Genomic DNA, 20,639 nt, shown 5'->3' on the forward strand with positions numbered 1-20,639 from the left:
TAATCGTGCCGCCCGGCTCTTCCCGCTCTGTCCATGCTTGGTCATGCGGTCACGCAGGCTGCGGGCAAGGAGAGTTCGGGTGGACGACCACGACGAGCGGGATCCGGGCACGACCCGTCTCGACGACCCCTGGCGTGACGAAACCGAGAGCCGCGACACCGACTCCGGCGACGACCAGCTCCCCAACGTCCCGGAGATCCCGGCACTCCGGTCCCGCGGGACGTGGGAAAGCAGCCACGAGACTCCCGGGGCTTCAGGCAGAATCTGCACGCGCCCGGGGCGGGACGGTCCCGGCACGGCCTCCGCCGGTGCCGGCTCCCGCGAAGCGGTCTACCTCGAGGTCCATCGAAGTCCGGCGTTCCGTGAAGTCCGTCGGCGTTACCGGCGTTTCGTCCTCCCGGCGACCGTGCTGTTCCTGGGCTGGTACTTCGCCTACGTCATCACGTCCACGACGGCACCGGAGTTCATGGCCCGCCCCGTCGCCGGCGGACTGAACATCGCCTTCCTCGCCGGGCTCGGCCAGTTCGCCACCACGTTCCTGCTCACCTGGGCCTACGCCCGGCACGCCCGGTTGCGCCGTGACCGGGCAGCCATGGAACTGAGATGGGCCGTGTACGAGCAGAACCGGCACCACGGCGACACGGGACAGGAGCAGGTACGTTGACCGGGGACCACCGAAGCCTGGCACTCCTGCTCTTCGGGCTGTTCGTCGCCGCCACGCTCGCCATCACCACCCTGGTGAGCCGCAGACGCCGGGGATCCCCCGAGGAGTTCTACGCCGGCGGGCGACTCTTCTCACCGATGGAGAACGGGTTCGCGATCGCCGGGGACTACATGTCCGCCGCGTCCTTCCTCGGCATCTCAGGGCTGATCGCGCTCTACGGATACGACGGCATGCTGTATTCCGTGGGGTTCCTGGTCGCCTGGCTGGTTGTTCTGCTGCTGGTGGCCGAACTCGTCCGCAACTGCGGCCGGTTCACCCTCGCCGACGTGGTCGCCGCGCGGATGCGGGAACGGCCGGTGCGGATCGCGGCCGGTGTTTCGGCCGTCACCGTCTGCGTGCTGTACCTCGTCGCCCAGATGGTCGGCGCGGGCAGCCTCGTGGTCCTGCTGCTCGGCGGCTCGTCCGCGACGGCGCCCACCTGGACCGTGATCGGTGTGGGCGCGCTCATGGTCGTGTACGTCGTCTTCGGCGGGATGCGGGCCACGACCTGGATTCAGATCGTCAAGGCGGTGCTTCTGCTTTCGGGCGCAGTCCTCCTGACGGCCTTCGTCCTGGTGCGGTTCCGGGGAGACCTCGGCGCCCTGCTCGGCACGGCCGCGGAACGCAGCGGTCACGGGGCTGCCTTCCTCGCGCCCGGCCTGAAGTACGGCGGCGACTGGCGGTCGCGGCTCGACTTCATCAGCCTCGGCCTTGCGCTGGTGCTCGGCACCGCGGGTCTTCCGCACATCCTGTCCCGCTTCTACACGGTGCCCACCGCCCGGGCCGCGCGGCGCTCGGTCGTCTGGTCGATCGGGCTGATCGGCAGCTTCTACCTGATGACGATCGTCCTCGGCTTCGGTGCCGCCGCACTCGTCGGGCAACAGGCAGTGCGGGAATCCAATCCCGCCGGCAACACGGCCGTCCCGCTCCTCGCGGCGGATCTCGGCGGTGGACCGGGATCGACCGGCGGGGCCGTACTGTTCGGAGTCGTCGCGGCCGTCGCCTTCGCGACCATCCTCGCCGTCGTCGCCGGCATCACCCTCGCCTCCTCGGCGTCCGTGGCCCACGACCTGTACGCGTCGCTGAGCAGAAGCGGTGCCGGCAGGTTCAGCGAAGTGACGGTGGCCCGGACGGCCTCCGTCGGCATCGGCATCGTCGCGATCGGCCTGGGACTGCTCGCCCGGAACCAGAACGTGGCGTTCCTGGTCGGGCTCGCCTTCGCCGTCGCCGCTTCGGCCAACCTGCCCGTGCTGCTCTACACCCTGTTCTGGCGGCGCTTCACCACCAGGGGAGCCGTGTGGGCCGTGTACGGCGGACTGGTGCCTGCCGTCGTACTGGTGCTGCTCTCCCCGGTGGTCTCCGGCAGCCCTGGTTCCCTCTTCCCGCAGGCGGACTTCCACCTCTTCCCGCTCGAGAATCCGGGGCTGGTGTCGGTGCCGCTCGGCTTCCTCGCCGGATGGCTGGGGACCTGTCTCTCGGAGGACGAGCCCGATGAGGCCAAGCATGCCGAGACCGAGGTGCGGGCCCTGACCGGAGCGGGAGCGGTCTGAGGCTTGTTGTGAAAGTCCCGTCCGGCTCGCGGCGCCCGGCACGCACATCCGCTGCGTCGTCGACACCTTCGAGCAGCCCACTATGAGGACGTCTCTCCGTCCGGCGGACAGCGCCATGTGTCGGACAGGGCCCGGAAGTTTCCGCTCCCGGGAGGAGACGGAGCGGTCCGGCGCTCGGTCCTGACCGTGTCCGAGAGGGCGTCCGGAAGTACCACCGTGAACTGCGCCCCGCCGTGCTCGGCGGTGGTCACCGTGGCGCTGCCGCCCTGACGCTCGGCCAGCCGCCGCACCAGGGCGAGCCCGATGCCCCGTTTCCCGTGTGCCGGAGGCCTCTTGGTGGTCCAGCCGTCGTCGAAAACCGACTCCCGGTGTTCCGGCGGCACCCCCGCTCCCGAGTCGGAGACCTGGAGGACAGCGGCCCGTCCCTCGCTGCGCAGCGAGACGACGACCCGCGGGCGAGGGACGCCGACCGTTGCGTCCAGGGCGTTGTCCACCAGATTGCCCAGTACGGTGACCAGGCCCTGCGGGTCGACCACCCGATCGGGCAGCCGGGTGTCGGGGGAGACGGACAGTTCGACGCCGCGCTCCGCCGCCACGGTGGTCTTGCCGACGAGCAGCGCCGCCAGCATCGGATCCGCCACGCGCTCCGAGACCTGTTCGGCTGTGGCCCGGTGCACGCCGACGGCGTCGGAGACGAACTCCACGGCCTCGTCGTACAGGCCGAGTTCGAGCAGTCCGAGCATCGTGTGCATCCGGTTGGCGTGCTCGTGGTCCTGGGCGCGCAATGCGTCGATCAGACCGCGGGTACCGTCCAGTTCGCGCCCGAGCCGTTCGAGTTCGGTGCGATCCCGCAGGGTGACGACCGCGCCGTCGTCGTCCGTCGGCATGCGGTTGGCCACCAGGACCCTGCTGCCGCTGACCATCAGCAGATCGGCGCCCGTCACCCGTCCGGCGATCACATCTGCGGCCCGGCCCGGACCCAGCACCTCGTCGAGCGGGCGGCCGGTGGCCTCCGGCCCGATGCCCAGCAGTCGTTGCGCTTCGTCGTTGACCAGGCGGATCCGGCGCAGGCCGTCGAGCGCGACGACCCCCTCCCGGATGCCGTGGAGCATGGCCTCGCGTTCGGCCAGCAGGGCGGAGATGTCCGAGAACGCGAGGTCGTGGGTACGGCGCTGCAGGCTGCGGGACACCAGGAAAGCGGCGACGGCACCGACCACCAGGGCGCCGCCCGCGTAGGCGAACAGCCCCGGCACGGCGCCGAGCAGGCGGGCCCGTACACCCTCGTAGGCGATGCCGACGGACACCGCACCGACGATCCTCCCATCGGAGTCCCGCAGCGGTACCTTGCCGCGGGCTGAGCGGCCCAGGGTGCCGCTGTCGATCTGCATCGTCTCCCGGCCGGACAGCGGCAGGCTGGGGTCGGTCGAGACGTGTTCACCGACCCGGCGCGGTTCGCTGTGGGACCAGCGGACACCCCGCAGGTCCATGATCACCACGTATTCGGCGTCCGTCGCATGGCGGATGCGCTCCGCCTCCTGCTGGACGGGGCCGTCGGGTGCGGCCGGTGTCGTGCGCAGGAGCCGGGAGATCCGGGGCTGCGCCGCCGTGCTCTGGGCGATGGCGAGGGCGCGTCGCATTGCCTGGTCGTCGAGCTGGGCGTTGAGCGGGGCGATGAACAGCCCGGTCGCGAGCACGGTGACCCCGGTCGTGAGCACCAGTTGCATCAGCAGAACCTGGGAGAAGACCCGCTTCGGCCGTCCGATGCCGGTCAGGAACCGACCCAGACGGCTGCGGATGCCTCTCGGCGCGGTCGCGATCACACCGCGTTGTCCGTCCCTGTTATGTTCCGGAGCGCCACCGTGTCCATGCGGGCCGGGGTGCCCGCTTCGGCACCGCAGCTCTCCGGGCGCGGTGGCTCGGCCTCGCCACGGTCGACGTCCGCCTCCCAGACGCGTCCGTCGTGGTGGGCGAGGGTCACGGTCCAGCCCGTGCCGGGGGCTGCTGTCCGGGGCCGGGTCGCGATCACGTCGACGGCGTCGGCCCGCCACTCGCCGATCATTTCGCGCACGGCCAGATCGGCGGCCTGGCCGGCCCGGTCCCAGGTGGAGCGCCCGCGACAGCCGTGGGTGACGATCCGGCCGTCGCCGATCGCTTCGAGGACGTCCTTGGTCGCGTGTGCGGTTGCCCGTCCGTAGGCGTAACCGTGGGGCAGGACGAGCAGGGTCGGGGCGAAGCGGTGACCGCCGATGTGGGTGATCTCCCAGATGCGGTGCTCCGACCCGGGGCCCAGACCGGCGACCAGTTCGGCCGCGAGAGGGCGTCCGAGCAGGGCGCAGCAGCGGTCCCGCTTGGCGTTGGTGCACACGAAGGCGAGCGGTGCGCCGAGGTACGGGTCCCAGATGTCTCCGTGCTCGCCGGCACCCAGCGCGGTGAAGTCGAGTCCCAGCAGTGCGGACGGCCCCGGTCCGCCGGTGCCGTCCATGGTGAGCACCGTTGTGCGGATCCAGGAGTTTCCCGGGGCGGTGTGGGCGAGGAGGACCCGGCGGCGCACGGGTTCGTGTCCGTCGGGGTGCCGGCCGGGACGCCTGATCAGGGCCACGCGTACACCGCTGCCGTCAGCGGCCGTCTCGAGGGCGCGGCCGAGCGCGGGGTCGAGGTGGCTCGAGGTGAGGGCCTTGGCCCCCCACGGGCCGGGCTGTTCGATCAGCAGCCAGGTACGGGCGGTGGCCGCGGTTCCCGCCAGGGGCTCGGCCAGTTCCCGGGAAGCTGAGGCGCACGTTCTCACGAAGGTGAGCCTAACCCGGGGGCGCGGCGGTCGGACTCCGGCCCTGCCCGTCCGTGATGGTCCGGGATCGAGTCGTCGCATCAAGGAAGCGGCTGCGGCGGCCGGGGTCCCCGGTACTCGCCCCGGGGGCGCATCCGCAGCGGTGCTTCCCGGTATTCCTCCAGCGCGTGCGCGAGCCAGCCCGCCGTCCTGGCGACGGCGAACAGCGTCTCACCGGACTCCGCGGGCATGCCGGCGGCGACGGAGAGCACCGCGAGGGCCAGATCGACGTTCGGGTGCCGATCCGTGTGGCGCGCGACGACGGCGGCGACGTCTCGGGCGGCGGCGAGGGCGGGTTCGGCCCACGGGGTTTCTCCCAGGGCCCCGAAAAGAGCCACGGCCCGGGGGTCGGGGCCCGGGTAGAGCCGATGCCCGATACCGGGGATGCGTCGCCCGGCTCGCAGGTGGTCGGCGACCACGGCTGCCGCGCTGCCCCGCTCCAGGACTTCGCTGAGCATGCGGTGCGCAAGGCCGCTGGCTGCCCCGTGCAGGGGCCCGTCCACGGCGCCGAGCCCTGCGGAGACGGCTGCGTAGGGGTGGGCGCGAGCCGATGCCGCGACGCGGACGGCCAGGGTCGAGGCGGCCAGATCGTGGTCGATCAGAAGGGTGAGCGCCCGGTCGAGGACGGCGATCCCCGGCCCCTCGGGCACCCTCGGGGTCAGCCTCGGCCACAGCCGCTCGGCGACGGACGCGCCGGGCGGTGCCTCTGCGGCCACCGGCGGGAGAGCGTCCACGAGGGTGGCGATGAGGGTCCGGCCGGTCGCCAGGACCCGTTCCTCGGTGGTGTCGAACCGCAACGGATCGGCGGTTGCCGCCGCTGTGACCGCCACCCGCAGCCGGTCCATCGGCCCGCTGTGCCGGGGTAGCGCGGCGACGGCCTGCCGCGCCGCCGTGGTCGTCTCCGTCGAAGCCGAAAAACGCGTTCCGGGTTCCATACGGCCCGTCCAGAGCCACTCGGCGACGTCCTCGTAGCCGTAAGCCTCGGCGAGTTCTGTCGCATCGACGCCGCGGAAGAAGTAGCGGTCCTCTTCGATCAGGGTGATCCCGGTCCGCAGCGTCCCGCCGGTGAAGGCCGTTTCAGCCGCCGTGGGGCGGTCCCTTCGTCCTCGCCGGAGCAGAGTGTCGACCTCGTCCGCGGCGAAGGTGCTGCCCCGGCCTCCGGGCCCGCGGCGGCTGGTGAGCAGGCCGCGGCTCACGTACGCGTACACGGTCTCCGGCTTCACACCGAGCCGTTCGGCGGTCTCGCGCGTGGTGAGGCGCCGCTGGTCCTCCGTCATGGGTCCATCCCACCTCATCGCTGGTGTTCGGCTCACCTAAATGTTGATTGAATCAATATTGACAATTTTTAATCAACAGTAGACGGTTGTGCCACACATAAGGAGGACGCCATGACGATCACCGAGCAGACCACCCCCATCTCCGTCCCCCGTGGACTCAAGGGCGTCGTGGTCACCGACACCGCGCTCGGCGACGTGCGCGGCAGCGAGGGCTTCTATCACTACCGGGAGTACTCGGCCGTCGAACTGGCCGCCGGCCGGACCTTCGAGGACGTCTGGCACCTGATGTCCGAGGGCTTCCTGCCCGACGCCACGCAGCGTGAGGCGTTCGCCTCGCGCACGGCCGCTCTGCGTCATCTGCCCGGAGAGGTACGCGACGCGCTCCCGACCATCGCCCGCGCCTGCACGCCGTCCGGTCCACTGGCCGGCCTGCGCACTGCGCTCTCCCTGTTCGGCAGCGCCGCCGGTTTCCGCCCGCTGTACGACATCGACCCGGATGCCCGTCGTGCCGACGCGCTGGCCGCCTGCGCGGTGGTGCCGACCCTGCTGACCGCGCTCCACCGGATCGGGCGGGGAGAGGAGCCCGTTGAGCCGCGCGACGACCTGCCGTACGCAGCCAACTACCTGTACATGCTCACCGGGCAGGAGCCGCGGCCGGACCGGGCGCGAGCTGTCGAGCAGTACCTGATCTCCACGATCGACCACGGATTCAACGCCTCGACGTTCACCGCCCGCGTCATCGCATCCACCGGCACCGATGTCGCCGCGTGCCTGGCCGGCGCTGTCGGCGCACTGTCGGGGCCGCTGCACGGTGGGGCACCGAGCCGCGCCCTGGACGCCCTGGACGCCATCGGCACGCCGGACCGCATCGACGGGTGGATCCGCCGCCGCGTGCTCGCCGGCGAACGGCTCATGGGATTCGGGCACCCCGTCTACCGCACCGAGGACCCGAGGTCACGGATGCTGCGCGGCATCGCGGAGTCCCTCGGCGGGCCGCTCGTCGACTTCGCGGTGCAGGTCGAGGAGCGGGCAGAGGCGATCCTCGCCGAGCTCAAGCCCGGCCGGGACCTGCACATCAACGTGGAGTTCTACGCCGGCGTCGTCATGGAACTGTGCGGGCTGCCCCGGGAGATGTTCACCCCGACCTTTGCGTCGGCGCGGGTCGTCGGGTGGAGCGCAAACATCCTCGAGCAGGCCGACGACTCCAAGATCATCCGCCCGCTCGCCCGGTACGTCGGGCCATCGGCACCGCGTCCCCTGCCCGCGGCCTGAGCTGCGAACGTCCGTGGGGGCGCGGCACCACCCGGTGCCGCGCCCCCACGGACAATCCGTCATGCCCTCCCGTCACACGGGTCCGGCGACCACCGCGACCGGCTTGGCCAGTGGGGTGCCCGAACCGTCACGCCGGGGGTCGGGCTCCGGCAGGGCGACGGGGGAGCCGTCGGCCTTGGCGGCCAGCGCGGGAGTGTGCCCGGCCCAGGCGAAGGCGAGGCGGTTCTCCCCCTTGAGGAAGCGCTGGCAGCGCACGCCGCCGGTGGCCCGTCCCTTGCGGGGGTACAGCTCGAACGGCGTCAGCTTGGCCGTGCCCTGCCCGTTGTCGTCGAGTGTGCCGTCCGAGCCGGCGACGGTGAACACGATCGCGTCGGCGGCCGGATCCACCGCCGTGAACGAGATGACCCTGGCGTCATCGCCCAGTTTGATGCCCGTCATGCCGCCGGCCTGGCGCCCCTGCGGACGGACCTGGCCCGCGGGGTAGCGGAGCAGTTGCGCCTCGTCGGTGATGAAGACGAGATCCTCCTCGCCGGTCCGCAGCTCGGCGCCGCCCACCACGCGGTCACCCTCCTTGAGGCTGATGACCTCCAACTCCTCCTTGTGGGAGGGGTAGTCGGGCACCACACGCTTCACAACACCATGTTCGGTGCCGAGGGCGAGGCCCGGCGAGGACTCGTCCAGCGTGGTCAGGCAGATGATCTGCTCGTCGGGTTCCAGGGTCAGGAACTCGGCGATCGGGGCGCCGCCGGACAGGTTCGGCGTCCCTGCGGTCTCCGGGAGCATCGGCAGGTCGATCACCGTCAGCCGCAGCAGACGCCCGGCCGAGGTGACCGCGCCGACCTCGGCACGGGCCGTCGTCGGGACCGCCGACACGATCACGTCGTGCTTGGACCGTTTCGCGTCCTCCAGGGCGATCGGCTCGCCGGTCGCCGTGCGGGCCAGCAGGCCGGTGGACGACAGCAGGACGCGGCACGGGTCGTCCGAAACCTCCAGCGGCACTGCGGCGACCGGAGCCGCGCCGGACTCCAGGAGCACCGTCCGCCGCTCGTTGCCGAACTTCTTCGCCACGGCAGCCAGCTCGCTCGAGACGAGCTTGCGCAGCTCGGCGTCGGACTCCAGGATCCGGGTCAGCTTCTCGATGTCGGCGCCCAACTGGTCGCGCTCCGACTCCAGCTCGATCCGGTCGAACTTCGTCAGCCGGCGCAGCGGAGTGTCCAGGATGTACTGCGTCTGGATCTCACTCAGTGAGAAGCGCTCCATCAGGCTCTGCTTCGCCTCGGCCGAGTTCTCGCTGGACCGGATGATGCGGATGACCTCGTCGATGTCCATGAGCGCAACGAGCAGGCCCTCGACCAGGTGCAGCCGGTCGCGCTTCTTCCCGCGCCGGAACTCGCTGCGCCGCCTGACCACGGTGAAGCGGTGGTCCAGGTAGACCTCGAGCAGTTCCTTGAGGCCCAGGGTGAGCGGCTGTCCGTCCACCAGGGCCACATTGTTGATGCCGAAGGAGTCTTCCATCGGCGTCAGCTTGTACAGCTGCTCGAGCACCGCCTCCGGGTTGAAGCCGTTCTTGACCTCGATGACCAGGCGCAGACCGTGTGACCGGTCCGTGAGGTCCTTGACGTCCGCGATGCCCTGGAGCTTCTTCGCGCCCACCAGGTCCTTGATCTTGGAGATGACCTTCTCGGGTCCGACGGTGAACGGGAGTTGGGTGACGACCAGCCCCTTGCGGCGTGCGGTGACGTCCTCGACCGACACCGTCGCGCGGATCTTGAAGGTGCCGCGCCCGGACTCGTAGGCGTCGCGGATGCCGTCGAGCCCCACGATCCGGCCGCCGGTCGGCAGATCGGGCCCCGGCACGTATCGCATGAGCGTCTCGAGGTCGGCGCCCGGGTGCTTGATGAGATGGCGGGCAGCGGCGATCACCTCGCCGAGGTTGTGCGGCGGCATGTTCGTCGCCATGCCCACGGCAATGCCCGAGGCACCGTTGACGAGCAGGTTCGGATACGCGGCGGGCAGCGCGACCGGTTCGCGCTCCTGGCCGTCGTAGTTCGGCGTGAAATCGACCGTGTCCTCGTCGATCGACTCCGTCATCAACGAGGTCGCCGACGCCATCCGGCACTCGGTGTAGCGCATCGCGGCCGGCGGGTCGTCGTTGCCCAGCGAGCCGAAGTTGCCGTGCCCGTCCACCAGCGGCAGCCGCATCGAGAACGGCTGCGCCATCCGCACCAGCGCGTCGTAGATCGAGGCGTCACCGTGCGGGTGCAGCTTTCCCATCACCTCGCCGACCACCCGCGCGCACTTCACGTAACCGCGGTCGGGGCGCAGGTTCATCTCGTTCATCTGGTAGACGATGCGCCGGTGCACCGGCTTCATCCCGTCGCGGGCGTCGGGCAGCGCGCGCGAGTAGATGACCGAGTAGGCGTACTCCAGAAAGGATCCCTGCATTTCGTCGACGACGTCGACGTCGAGGATGCGCTCCTCGATGTCCTCTGCGGAGGTGCCCCCATGCGGCTGGGTCTTCGTACTGCGGCGGGCCATCGCGGCTGCTGCTCCTTAGAAGTGCCTGAGCGGGTTGGTGACGGGACCATTGTGGACCCACCCTCGGACAGCGGGATCCGGGACCCGGTCAACGCCGCAGCGTACGGGAACGTCAGCAGGTCCCAGCACGGTTGCATACAGTGGCAGCGACTCGACAACGAAGTCTGCACGCGATCGAAGGGACGTACATGCCCATGGGTCACACGGCCACGCAACAGGCCGGCTCCGGCGGCCTGACAGCGACCGAGCACCGCCTGGCCAACGGCCTGCGCGTGGTGCTCTCCGAGGACCACCTGACCCCGGTCGCCGCGGTCTGCCTCTGGTACGACGTGGGTTCGCGCCACGAGGTCAAGGGCCGCACCGGTCTGGCTCACCTTTTCGAGCACCTGATGTTCCAGGGATCGGCCAGCGTCAAGGGCAACGGCCACTTCGAGCTGGTCCAGGGCGCAGGCGGCTCGCTCAACGGCACCACGAGCTTCGAGCGGACCAACTACTTCGAGACGATGCCTGCCCACCAGGTCGAGCTCGCGCTGTGGCTCGAGGCCGACCGGATGGGTAGCCTGCTCTCCGCGCTCGACGAGGAGAGCATGGAGAACCAGCGCGACGTCGTGAAGAACGAGCGCCGCCAGCGCTACGACAACGTGCCCTACGGCACGGCCTTCGAGAAGCTGACCGCGATGGTGTATCCCGAGGGGCACCCCTACCACCACACCCCGATCGGCTCGATGGCCGACCTCGACGCGGCCTCGCTCGAGGACGCGCAGAACTTCTTCCGCACGTACTACGCGCCGAACAATGCTGTGCTCTCCGTGGTCGGCGACATCGACTCCGAGCAGACCCTCGCCTGGATCGAGAAGTACTTCGGCAGCATCCCCTCGCACGACGGCAAGCAGCCCCCGCGGGACGGTTCGCTGCCCGACGTCATCGGGGGGGAACTCCGGCAGGAGGTCCGCGCCGAGGTGCCGGCCCGGGCCCTGATGGCCGCCTACCGGCTGCCCGAGGACGGCCGGCGCGAGGCCGACGCGGCGGACCTGGCGCTCACCGTCCTCGGCGGCGGTGAGTCGTCGCGACTGCACAACCGCCTGGTGCGCAGGGACCGTTCGGCCGTCGCGGCCGGTTTCGGTTTGCTGCGCCTGGCGGGCGCGCCCTCGCTGGGCTGGCTGGACGTGAAGACCTCCGGCGGTGTGGAGGTGCCGGCCATCGAGGCTGCAGTCGACGACGAACTCGCCCGCTTCGCCGCCGAGGGCCCGACGGCCGAGGAGATGGAACGCGCCCAGGCGCAGATCGAGCGCGAGTGGCTCGAACGGCTGGCGACCGTCGGCGGCCGTGCCGACGAACTGTGCCGGTACGCCGTGCTGTTCGGGGATCCGCAGCTCGCGCTGACCGCCGTGCACCGGGTCCTGGACATCACCGCCGAGGAGGTGCAGGCCGTGGCCGCGGCCCGGCTGCGCCCGGACAACCGCGCGGTGCTGGTGTACGAACCGACGAGCCCCGAGAGCACTGAGGCCGCCGGCGACGGCGAGCACGGCGAGCACGGCGAGCACGGCGACAACACGGAAGCGGAGGCGGCCCAGTGAGCGACGCCGCAGTCACCTCGATGAAGTTCCACCCGCAGCCGCAGGGCGGCGAGGCCAAGCCGTGGGCCTTCCCGGCCCCCGACCGGTCCGTACTCGGCAACGGCCTGACCGTGCTGCGCTGCCACCGCCCCGGCCAGCAGATCGTCGCGGTCGAGATCAACCTCGACGCCCCCCTCGACGCCGAACCCGAGGGCCTCGACGGGGTCGGCACGATCATGGCCCGGGGACTCTCCGAGGGCACGGGCAAGCTGAGCGCCGAGGAGTTCTCGGCGGAGCTGGAGCGCTGCGGCGCCACCCTGGACGCGCACGCCGACCACCCCGGCGTCCGCGTCTCCCTCGAAGTGCCCGCCTCCCGGCTGCCCAAGGCGCTCGACCTGCTCGCCGACGCACTGCGCGCCCCTGCGTTCCCCGAGAGCGAGATCGAGCGGCTGGTCCGCAACCGGCTCGACGAGATCCCCCACGAGCAGGCCAACCCGGCCCGGCGCGCGGCGAAGGAACTCTCCAAGCAGCTGTTCCCGGCCGAATCCCGCCTGTCCCGCCCGCGGCAGGGCACCGAGGGAACGGTCGAGCGCATCGACGCAGCGGCCGTGCGCGCCTTCTACGAGGCGCACGTACGGCCCGCGACGGCCACCGTCGTCGTGGTGGGCGACCTGACCGGCATCGACCTCGACAAGGAACTCGCCGCGACGCTCGGCGCGTGGACCGGCGACTCCGCCCAGCCGCGGCCCATGCCGCCGATCACCGCCGACGACAGTGGCCGGGTGGTCATCGTCGACCGCCCCGGCGCCGTCCAGACCCAGCTGCTCATCGGCCGGATCGGCCCGGACCGTCACGACCGGGTCTGGCCCGCCCAGGTACTCGGGGTGTACTGCCTCGGCGGCACCCTGACCTCGCGCCTGGACCGGGTGCTGCGCGAGGAGAAGGGCTACACCTACGGGGTGCGTGCCTTCGGTCAGGTGATCCGTTCCGCCGCCGACGGTTCGGGCGCGTCGCTGCTCGCCGTCAGCGGCTCGGTGGCGACGGAGGTGACCGGCCCGGCTCTCGCCGATGCCTGGCGGGTGCTGCGCACCCTCGCGGCCGAGGGCCTTGACGACGCCGAACGCGACGTGGCCGTGCAGAACCTGGTGGGCGTCGCGCCGCTCAAGTACGAGACCGCGGCGGCCGTCGCGAGCACCCTTGCCGACCAGGTCGAGCAGCACCTCCCGGACGACTACCAGGCCCAGTTGTACGCGCGCCTGGCCGAGACGGGCACCGTCGAGGCGACCGCCGCCGCGGTCAGCGCCTTCCCGGTGGACCGGCTGGTCAGCGTTCTGGTCGGCGACGCCTCGGTGATCACCGAGGCCGTGACGGAACTGGGCATCGGCGAGGTCACGGTGGTCAGCGGCTGACCCGACACCGCTGCGCACCGGCCACCCTGACTGCACGTCGGGCGAACCGGAACACCCCGGCATCCCACGCGGTGCCGGGGTGTTCGCGTATGCCCGGGTTCCTTGCCGGGGGTCCGTTTCGCCTGTGGCATGCGCGACAAAAGCCCGTTTGAGTTTGGCGATGGGAAGTTGCCCTGTTTAGCGTGGCCCGGCTGTCCGGCCAGGCATCAGCCGCACTCGCGGCACCGGGCAGCGATCGCCGAGTCCCCGTACGACGTGAGTCAGGGGAGCCGGGGACCCGATCCCCTGGGGTGAATCGGGCAGTTCGCAACGAGCGGCCCGTAGGAGACCTTCCTGCTCCGAACCCGTCAGCTAACCCGGCAGGCGACAGGGAAGGAAAGGAGTACGCCGCCACATGGCGTTCACGCGTGCCAACGGCAAGCACCGGCGCCCCGGGCGCGTCGCGCGGGCCGGTACCAATGTCGGTGTTGCAGCCCTCGCCACCACCGGAGTCGTCACCACGCTGGCAGGACCTGCTGCGGCCCACGGGGCCCCCGCGCCGGCCGGTCTCCGTCAGGCTTCCGTGATGGGCGATTCGCTCGCCCACGTCGTCGATGCCCAGGCCGAGGCCCAGAAGGTCGCCGCCGAGGCCGCTGCCGCGCAGGCCAGGACCCGGGCCGAGGCGCGCAGGAGCGCCGAGGAGGCCCGCAGGATCGCGGCCGAGAAGGCGGAGCGGAAGCGGGAGGCCGAGGAGCGGGCCGCCCGCGCACGGGAGCGCAAGAGGCTCAACACCTTCGTGCTGCCGGTCAAGGGCTCCTCCGTCTCCACCGGCTACCAGGCGTCGGGCGGCGCGTGGTCGTCGGGCAGCCACACCGGTATCGACTTCCACGCGGATCCGGGCACTTCGGTGCACGCCGTCGGCGCGGGCACCGTCGTGGAAGCGGGCTGGGGCGGCGCTTACGGCAACAACATCGTCATCAAGATGCGCGACGGCTCGTACACCCACTACGCGCATCTGTCCTCGATCGCGGTCTCGGTGGGGGAGTCGGTCACGCCGGGCAAGCAGATCGGTCTCTCCGGCAGCACCGGGAACACCAGCGGTCCGCACCTGCACTTCGAGGCCCGCAGCACGGCCGAGTACGGCTCGGACATCGACCCGGTCGCCTACCTCAGGGCCCACGGCCTCAGCCTTTGAACCGCGCTCGGACCGGCGCAAGCGAGCTCCGCGCGGGCGGACCGCGAACGGAACGCCCCCGACGAAACGCCGTCGAAAGGGGCCGCGGCGGCACTCCTGCCGCCACGGCCCCTTCGCGCTGCGCGCTCCGGCCGGCTCAGACGGTCTCCGGAAGCTCCTCGAGCCCCTCGGCGACGAGCTTCGCCAGGCGGTCGAGTGCGGCCTCGGCGTCCTCGGCCTCGGAAGCGAGGACGACCTCCTCCCCGCCCTGCGCGCCGAGCCCCAGCACGGCGAGCATGGAGGCGGCGTTCACCGGGTTGCCGCCGGGCTTGGCGATGGTCACCGGGACACCGGCGGCACTCGCCGCGCGGACGAAGATCGATGCGGGCCGGGCGTGCAGCCCCTCGGTCCATCCGACGTTGACGCGGCGCTCTGCCATGGTGATGCCCTTCGGTTTGCACGGTGGTACCCGACCAGCTTCTCATTTTCCGCCGACCCGGTGACCGGGCGGGCTCCGCCCGTCCGCGCCGACCGCCCGTCCTTGCGCACCGAGAGGCCTGCACGACTCTCCACCGGAACCCGTCTCGCCCGTAGGCTGGGCGCATGCGCACCCCGGCGGAGCATGCCTACCCGACACACTGGGAAGCGGACGTGGTGCTGCGCGACGGCGGCACGGCACGCATCCGCCCGATCACCGCGCAGGACGCGGAACGCCTGGTCAGTTTCTACGAACAGGTCTCGGACGAGTCGAAGTACTACCGTTTCTTCGCCCCGTACCCCCGCCTGTCCGACCGGGACGTCCACCGGTTCACGCACCACGACTACGTCGACCGGGTGGGCCTCGCCGCGGTCGTGGGCGGCGAGTTCATCGCCACCGTGCGCTACGACCGCATCGACGCCTCCGGCCGTGCCGCCGGCTCCCCGGCCGACGAGGCCGAGGTCGCTTTCCTGGTCCAGGACGCGCACCAGGGACGCGGTGTCGCCTCCGCCCTGCTCGAACACATCGCCGCGGTCGCCAGGGAGCGGGGCATCCGGCGGTTCGCCGCCGAGGTGCTCCCCGCCAACACCAAGATGATCAAGGTGTTCACGGACGCCGGGTACACCCAGAAGCGCAGCTTCGAGGACGGCGTCGTCCGCCTCGAGTTCGACCTCGAGCCCACGGAACAGTCGCTGGCCGTGATGCGCGGACGCGAGCAGCGTGCCGAGGCCCGCTCCGTCCAGCGGCTCCTCACCCCTGGCTCGGTGGCCGTCATCGGCGTCGGCCGCCGCCCCGGAGGCATCGGCCGGACCGTGCTGCACAACCTTCTCGAGGCGGGCTTCAAGGGCCCCGTCCACGCCGTCAACCACGCCTTCGCCGAGGACCTGGCCCGGCTCGACCCCGAGGACGTGCCGGCGCACCGCTCGGTCCTCGAGATCGAGGGAGCGCTGGACCTCGCCGTCATCGCCGTCCCCGCACCCGCAGTGCCCTCCGTGGTCGCCCAGTGCGGCGAGCACGGCGTCCAGGGGCTGATCGTCCTCTCCTCCGGTTACGCCGAGAGCGGCCCCGAGGGGCGGGAACGCCAGCGCGAACTGCTGCGGCAGGCACGCTCGTACGGCATGCGGATCATCGGGCCCAACGCGTTCGGCGTCATGAACACCGCCGATGCCCGGCTCAACGCCTCCCTGTCGCCGGAGCTGCCCACCCCGGGCCGCCTCGGGCTGTTCACCCAGTCGGGGGCCATCGGCATCGCCCTGCTGTCCGCGCTGCACCGGCGCGGTGCCGGACGCTTCGGCATCTCCACCTTCGTCTCCGCCGGGAACCGGGCCGACGTCTCCGGGAACGACCTGCTGCAGTACTGGCACGAGGACCCCGATACCGACGTCGCCCTCATGTACCTGGAGTCCATCGGTAACCCGCGCAAGTTCACCCGGCTCGCCCGGCGGACCGCCGCTGCGAAGCCCGTCGTCGTCGTGAAGGGCGCCCGGCACAGCGGCAGCGCCCCCACCGGTCACGCGGTGCCCACCACGCGGATGCCCGACGCCACCGTCTCGGCGCTGCTGCGGCAGGCCGGCGTCATCCGGGTGGACACGGTCACCGAACTGGTCGACGCCGGGCTGCTGCTGGCCGCACAGCCCCTGCCGGCCGGGTCCCGGGTGGCGATCCTCGGCAACTCGGAGTCCCTGGGGCTGCTGACGTACGACGCGTGCCTGACGGAGCAGCTGCGTCCGCTGAGCCCCCGCGACCTGACGACCGCCGCCACCCCCAAGGACTTCCGCGCGGCCCTCGCCACCGCGCTGGCGGACGATCTCTGTGACGCCGTCGTCGTGAACGCCATTCCCTATGTCGGGGAGGAGGAAGCCCCCAGCCCCGACTTCGGACAGGCCCTCGGCGCCGCCCTGCGCGCGGCCCGGGCCGAAACCGGAATCTCGAAACCGGTCGCCGTGGTCGACCTGGAGATCGGCGGACTCGCCGAGGCGCTCAGCGGTTCGGACACCGGGGCCGGCTCTCCGGGGGACGACGGCCGGGACGTCGTACCCGGCCTCGACATCCCCACCTACCCGGCCGCCGAACGGGCGGTGCGGGCCCTCGCCGAGGCCGCGCGGTACGCGGACTGGAAGCGCCAGTCGGCGGAACCGGGCCGGGTGCCCGAATACGAGGACATCGAGGAGAGCGCGGCGGGCGACGACATCGCACGGCTGCTCGCAGCCGGCACCGGCGGCGCCGCCGGGCCGGAGGGCGCCGTTCCGCTCCCGCCGGCCGATGCGGAACGGCTGCTCGGCCGGTACGGAATCACGGTCCGTCCCACGCTGCCCGCCCTCGACGCGGATGCGGCCGCCGAGGCCGCCGGCCGCCTCGGCTACCCCGTGGCGCTCAAGACCACCGCCCCGCACCTGCGGCACCGTGCCGACCTCGGCGGGGTCCGGCTCGACCTCACCACCGAGATCGAGCTGCGCCGGGCCCACCACGAGATGACCGCCGCCCTCGGCACCGCGGAGGAATTGTGTCCGGTGGTCCAGGCGATGGCCCCACGCGGCGTGGACACGGTTGTCCGGGCCGCCATCGATCCCGCCGCCGGGGCGGTGCTCTCGTTCGGGATCGCCGGAGCGCCCTCGGAGTTGCTCGGCGACACCGGGCACCGGCTCGTCCCCGTCACCGACCGCGAGGCGGCGGCTCTGCTCCGCTCCGTCCGGACCGCGCCGCTGCTGTTCGGCTGGCGCGGCGCGAAACCGGTCGACACGGCCGCCCTCGAGGAACTGCTGCTGCGGCTGTCACGGCTGGTGGACGACCATCCGGAGGTCGTCGACATCGAACTCGAGCCGGTGGTCGTCGCCACCCGCGGGGTGAGCGTGCTGGGTGCGTCCGTCCGTCTCGCGCGGACACAGCCCTTCTCCGGCGGAGCCGACCTCGGCCCCCGGCGGCTCCCCGTCTACTGAGGCCGCGGCCTCAGTAGACGGGGAGCAAGCAGGGGCTGCGCCGCCCCGTAGGATGGCCTCATGGCGAAGACCGGTACGACCACCCAGGGGCTGCACTCCGCGATCGAGCGCAGCGGCTACTACCCGGCGCTCGTGGCCGAGGCGGTGGAGACCGCCGTGGGCGGCGAGCCGGTGACGTCGTTCCTGGTCCATCAGGAGACGACCTTCGACTCGAACGAGGTCCGCCGGCACGTGACGGTCCTCGTCCTCACCGGCACCCGCTTCATCGTCAGCCACACCGACGAGCAGGCCGCCGACGGGACGTCGCCCTCCCCGTACGCCACGACGTCCACCGAGTCGGTGCGGCTGGAGCGGATCTCGTCCGTGGTGCTCAGCCGCGTCGTGGCGAACCCGGAGTCCTACAAGCCCGGCACGCTGCCCCGCGAGGTGGTGCTGACCATCGGCTGGGGCGCGGTGAGCCGGCTCGACCTGGAGCCCGCCTCCTGCGGCGACCCCAACTGCGAGGCCGACCACGGTTACACGGGCTCGTCCACTGCCGACGACCTGAGCCTGCGGGTCAGCGAGGCCGGCGACGGACCGGAGACGGTCCGGCAGGCCCTGGCGTTCGCGCAGGCGCTGTCGGAGGCCACGGTCGCCTCGACGACCGGTCGCTGATGGTTCAGCCGACCACCGCGGACGCCGCCTGGCAGGAACCCGTGCCGCTCGATCCGGTGGCTGCCCCGCTGCCGCGCTACGGCACGGGCGCCCTCAACGACCTGCTGCCGACCGTTGCCGCCGGGCTCGGCGTGCCCGGGCTGGAGTCCGGACTGGACCTGCCCACGGCGGACCGGGTGTGCGTCTTCCTCGTGGACGGGCTCGGCTGGGAGCTGCTCAAGGCCCATCCCGACGAGGCACCGTTCCTGACCTCGCTGCTCGCGAGTTCCTGCGGCGGCCGCGGCGAGCCCCTGACGGCAGGCTTCCCGTCGACGACGGCAACCTCGCTGGCGTCCGTCGGAACCGGCCTCACTCCGGGCGCGCACGGCCTGCCCGGTTACACCGTGCGTGACCCCGGCACCGGCGCGCTGATGAACCAGCTGCGCTGGCAGCCCTGGACCGACCCGCACGTGTGGCAGCCGTATCCGACGGTCTTCTCGCTGGCCGACGCGGCGGGGGTGCACACCTGTCAGGTCTCCTCACCCGCTTTCGAGCACACTCCGCTGACCCGGATCGCGCTGAGCGGCGGCCGGTTCCACGGCCGGCTCACCGGTGAGGAGCGGATGGACCTCGCCGCGGAGCAACTGGCCTGCGCCGACCGGGCTCTCGTGTACACGTACTACAGCGAGGTCGACGGCAAGGGACATCGTTTCGGCACCGACTCCGACGCCTGGCGGGGGCAGTTGATGTACGTCGACCGCCTCGCGCAGCGCCTCGCCGAGCAGTTGCCGCCGCGTTCCGTCCTGTACGTCACCGCCGACCACGGAATGATCGACATCCCCTTCGACGAGGACTCCCGCATCGACTTCGACGAGGACTGGGAGCTGAGCGCAGGAGTCGCCCTGCTCGGTGGCGAGGGCCGGGCCCGGCACGTCTACGCGGTGCCCGGTGCGGCCGCCGATGTGGCCGCGGTCTGGTCCGAGGTCCTCGGCGACCGGATGTGGGTCGCGACCCGCGAGCAGGCGATCGCGGCGGGGTGGTTCGGCCCCGAGGTCGACGAGCGGGTCGTGGCGCGGATCGGGGACGTGGTCGCCGCCGCTGCCGATGACATGGCGATCGTCGCCTCACGGACCGAGCCCAACGAGTCCGCGATGGTCGGCCTGCACGGTTCGATGACAGCTGTGGAACAACTCGTTCCGCTTCTCGAAGTACGCTCCTGAACGCACCCGCGGACGGTGCGGGGCCCCGCGCCCACGCCGTCCGTGCCGCCGCCTCCACGAAAGGTTCTCGCACCGCCATGCCCGAGCTGGCGTTCTTCAGTGGAACGATGGATTGCGGCAAGAGCACCCTGGCTCTGCAGATCGGGCACAACAGGTCCGCTCGGGGCCTCGTCGGGGTGGTCTTCACCAAGGGCGACCGGGCGGGGGAGGGAAAGCTGTCCTCCCGGCTGGGCCTGGTGACCGAGGCGGTCGAGGTCGAGGACGGCATGGACCTGCACGGCCATCTGTCGGGCCGCATCAGGGCCGGCGACCGGGCGGACTACGTCATCGTGGACGAGGCGCAGTTCCTGACCGTGCCGCAGATAGAGCAACTGGCCGATGTCGTTGATGAGTTGGGCCTCGACGTCTTCGCGTTCGGCATCACCACGGACTTCCGTACCGCCCTGTTCCCCGGGTCGCAGCGGCTGATCGAACTGGCCGACCGGGTGGAGACGCTCCAGGTCGAGGCGCTCTGCTGGTGCGGAGCCCGCGCCACCCACAACGCCCGGACCCTGGACGGCGTGATGGTGGTCGAGGGCGAACAGGTCGTGATCGGTGACGTGGACCGGGGCGTGGGCGAGGTGGGCTACGAGGTGCTGTGCCGCCGCCACCACCGCCGCCGCATGACGGCGGTCACGGCGCGGGTGGCTTCTCCTTCTGTGTCCCTGTGACGGCTGCGGGTTCAGTTCGCGTGAGTCCATACGGCTGACGGCCGGCGATCTCTCACTCCTCTTCGCCGCGTTGTTCGCGGGCAAGGGCGGCGCGGCTCGCCCAGACCCCCGTAATCCCCACGACCGCCACCCCCGCTCCTATGGCCGCTTTGCGCCCCGCTTCTACGGCCGCGTTCTTCAATTGCGCCGGATCCCGGACCGCGTCCCACCATCGCGTGGCCTCCATTGAATGTCGACCGGACTTGATTCCGAGTGGCCCGCGGAACTCACCGACGACGATGCCGACATGATTGATCGAGCCCACCACAGCCCGGTGCGCCGACAAGTGCAGCAGCACATTCGAGTTGGCCGTGTCGGCGGCCGCATCCATGCGTGCCATC

Annotated in this window: 16 protein-coding genes and 1 riboswitch; of the genes, 10 read left to right on the top strand and 6 right to left on the bottom strand. The window is 71.5% G+C overall.

Annotation, left to right across the window (positions count from 1 at the left end; translation table 11 throughout):
* The first annotated feature begins 79 nt into the window (after positions 1 to 79).
* Together M1E25_RS25785 and M1E25_RS15995 are read left to right on the top strand one after the other, a co-directional pair.
* Positions 80 to 664 carry a DUF485 domain-containing protein gene (locus tag M1E25_RS25785; protein ID WP_251415915.1) on the top strand — a complete coding sequence of 195 codons (585 nt, stop codon included), beginning with the start codon at positions 80 to 82 and terminating at the stop codon, positions 662 to 664.
* On the top strand, positions 661 to 2,253 hold the full coding sequence (locus tag M1E25_RS15995) for a monocarboxylic acid transporter (RefSeq protein ID WP_251415917.1): 1,593 nt from the start codon (positions 661 to 663) through the stop codon (positions 2,251 to 2,253). The genes M1E25_RS25785 and M1E25_RS15995 overlap by 4 nt, the downstream gene beginning before the upstream one ends.
* A gap of 80 nt (positions 2,254 to 2,333) precedes the next feature.
* Here M1E25_RS15995 and M1E25_RS16000 read toward each other — a convergent pair whose 3' ends face one another.
* The 3 genes from M1E25_RS16000 to M1E25_RS16010 all read right to left on the bottom strand — a co-directional run bounded on the left by M1E25_RS16000 (position 2,334) and on the right by M1E25_RS16010 (position 6,354).
* Positions 2,334 to 3,977 (bottom strand): sensor histidine kinase, encoded by a 1,644-nt coding sequence (locus M1E25_RS16000; protein ID WP_251416043.1) that lies wholly within the window; start codon positions 3,975 to 3,977, stop codon positions 2,334 to 2,336.
* A 92-nt stretch (positions 3,978 to 4,069) separates the two neighbouring features.
* Positions 4,070 to 5,038 carry a ferredoxin family protein gene (locus M1E25_RS16005; protein WP_251415919.1) on the bottom strand — a complete coding sequence of 323 codons (969 nt, stop codon included), beginning with the start codon at positions 5,036 to 5,038 and terminating at the stop codon, positions 4,070 to 4,072.
* A gap of 80 nt (positions 5,039 to 5,118) precedes the next feature.
* On the bottom strand, positions 5,119 to 6,354 hold the full coding sequence (locus tag M1E25_RS16010; protein WP_251415921.1) for a citrate synthase: 1,236 nt from the start codon (positions 6,352 to 6,354) through the stop codon (positions 5,119 to 5,121).
* A 111-nt stretch (positions 6,355 to 6,465) separates the two neighbouring features.
* Between M1E25_RS16010 and M1E25_RS16015 the strand changes: the two genes are divergently transcribed.
* Positions 6,466 to 7,626, top strand: a complete 1,161-nt coding sequence (locus M1E25_RS16015) for a citrate synthase (protein ID WP_251415923.1) — start codon at positions 6,466 to 6,468, stop codon at positions 7,624 to 7,626.
* Between the two features lie 72 nt (positions 7,627 to 7,698).
* On the opposite strand, the gene M1E25_RS16020 is transcribed toward M1E25_RS16015, so the two are convergent.
* Positions 7,699 to 10,164, bottom strand: coding sequence for a DNA gyrase/topoisomerase IV subunit A (locus M1E25_RS16020; RefSeq protein WP_251415925.1), 2,466 nt, complete (start codon positions 10,162 to 10,164; stop codon positions 7,699 to 7,701).
* 188 nt (positions 10,165 to 10,352) lie between these two features.
* Between M1E25_RS16020 and M1E25_RS16025 the strand changes: the two genes are divergently transcribed.
* The 3 genes from M1E25_RS16025 to M1E25_RS16035 all read left to right on the top strand — a co-directional run bounded on the left by M1E25_RS16025 (position 10,353) and on the right by M1E25_RS16035 (position 14,303).
* Entirely contained in the window at positions 10,353 to 11,741 is a 1,389-nt protein-coding gene (locus tag M1E25_RS16025) for a M16 family metallopeptidase (protein WP_251415928.1), read from the top strand.
* Positions 11,742 to 11,761: 20 nt separating this feature from the next.
* Positions 11,762 to 13,129, top strand: a complete 1,368-nt coding sequence (locus tag M1E25_RS16030) for a M16 family metallopeptidase (RefSeq protein ID WP_285830842.1) — start codon at positions 11,762 to 11,764, stop codon at positions 13,127 to 13,129.
* Positions 13,130 to 13,355: 226 nt separating this feature from the next.
* Positions 13,356 to 13,510: riboswitch (cyclic di-AMP (ydaO/yuaA leader) on the top strand.
* 13 nt (positions 13,511 to 13,523) lie between these two features.
* Positions 13,524 to 14,303: a M23 family metallopeptidase gene (locus M1E25_RS16035; RefSeq protein ID WP_251415932.1), complete on the top strand. Its 780-nt coding sequence runs from the start codon at positions 13,524 to 13,526 to the stop codon at positions 14,301 to 14,303.
* 136 nt (positions 14,304 to 14,439) lie between these two features.
* Here M1E25_RS16035 and M1E25_RS16040 read toward each other — a convergent pair whose 3' ends face one another.
* A complete protein-coding gene (locus M1E25_RS16040) occupies positions 14,440 to 14,721 on the bottom strand; it encodes an HPr family phosphocarrier protein (RefSeq protein WP_251415934.1) in 282 nt (93 codons plus the stop codon).
* Between the two features lie 164 nt (positions 14,722 to 14,885).
* On the opposite strand from M1E25_RS16040, the gene M1E25_RS16045 reads away from it, so the two are divergent.
* From M1E25_RS16045 to M1E25_RS16060, 4 genes are all read left to right on the top strand, one after another.
* Positions 14,886 to 17,696 (top strand): bifunctional acetate--CoA ligase family protein/GNAT family N-acetyltransferase, encoded by a 2,811-nt coding sequence (locus tag M1E25_RS16045; RefSeq protein ID WP_251415936.1) that lies wholly within the window; start codon positions 14,886 to 14,888, stop codon positions 17,694 to 17,696.
* Positions 17,697 to 17,756: 60 nt separating this feature from the next.
* Positions 17,757 to 18,350, top strand: coding sequence for a DUF5998 family protein (locus M1E25_RS16050; RefSeq protein ID WP_251415938.1), 594 nt, complete (start codon positions 17,757 to 17,759; stop codon positions 18,348 to 18,350).
* Positions 18,350 to 19,549: an alkaline phosphatase family protein gene (locus M1E25_RS16055; RefSeq protein ID WP_251415941.1), complete on the top strand. Its 1,200-nt coding sequence runs from the start codon at positions 18,350 to 18,352 to the stop codon at positions 19,547 to 19,549. The genes M1E25_RS16050 and M1E25_RS16055 overlap by 1 nt, the downstream gene beginning before the upstream one ends.
* Positions 19,550 to 19,626: 77 nt before the next feature.
* Positions 19,627 to 20,259 carry a thymidine kinase gene (locus M1E25_RS16060; RefSeq protein ID WP_251415944.1) on the top strand — a complete coding sequence of 211 codons (633 nt, stop codon included), beginning with the start codon at positions 19,627 to 19,629 and terminating at the stop codon, positions 20,257 to 20,259.
* Positions 20,260 to 20,311: 52 nt separating this feature from the next.
* Here M1E25_RS16060 and M1E25_RS16065 read toward each other — a convergent pair whose 3' ends face one another.
* Positions 20,312 to 20,638, bottom strand: coding sequence for a hypothetical protein (locus M1E25_RS16065; protein WP_251415946.1), 327 nt, complete (start codon positions 20,636 to 20,638; stop codon positions 20,312 to 20,314).
* Position 20,639: the final 1 nt, after the last annotated feature.

Source organism: Streptomyces meridianus (assembly GCF_023703325.1).
GTDB lineage: Bacteria > Actinomycetota > Actinomycetes > Streptomycetales > Streptomycetaceae > Streptomyces > Streptomyces meridianus.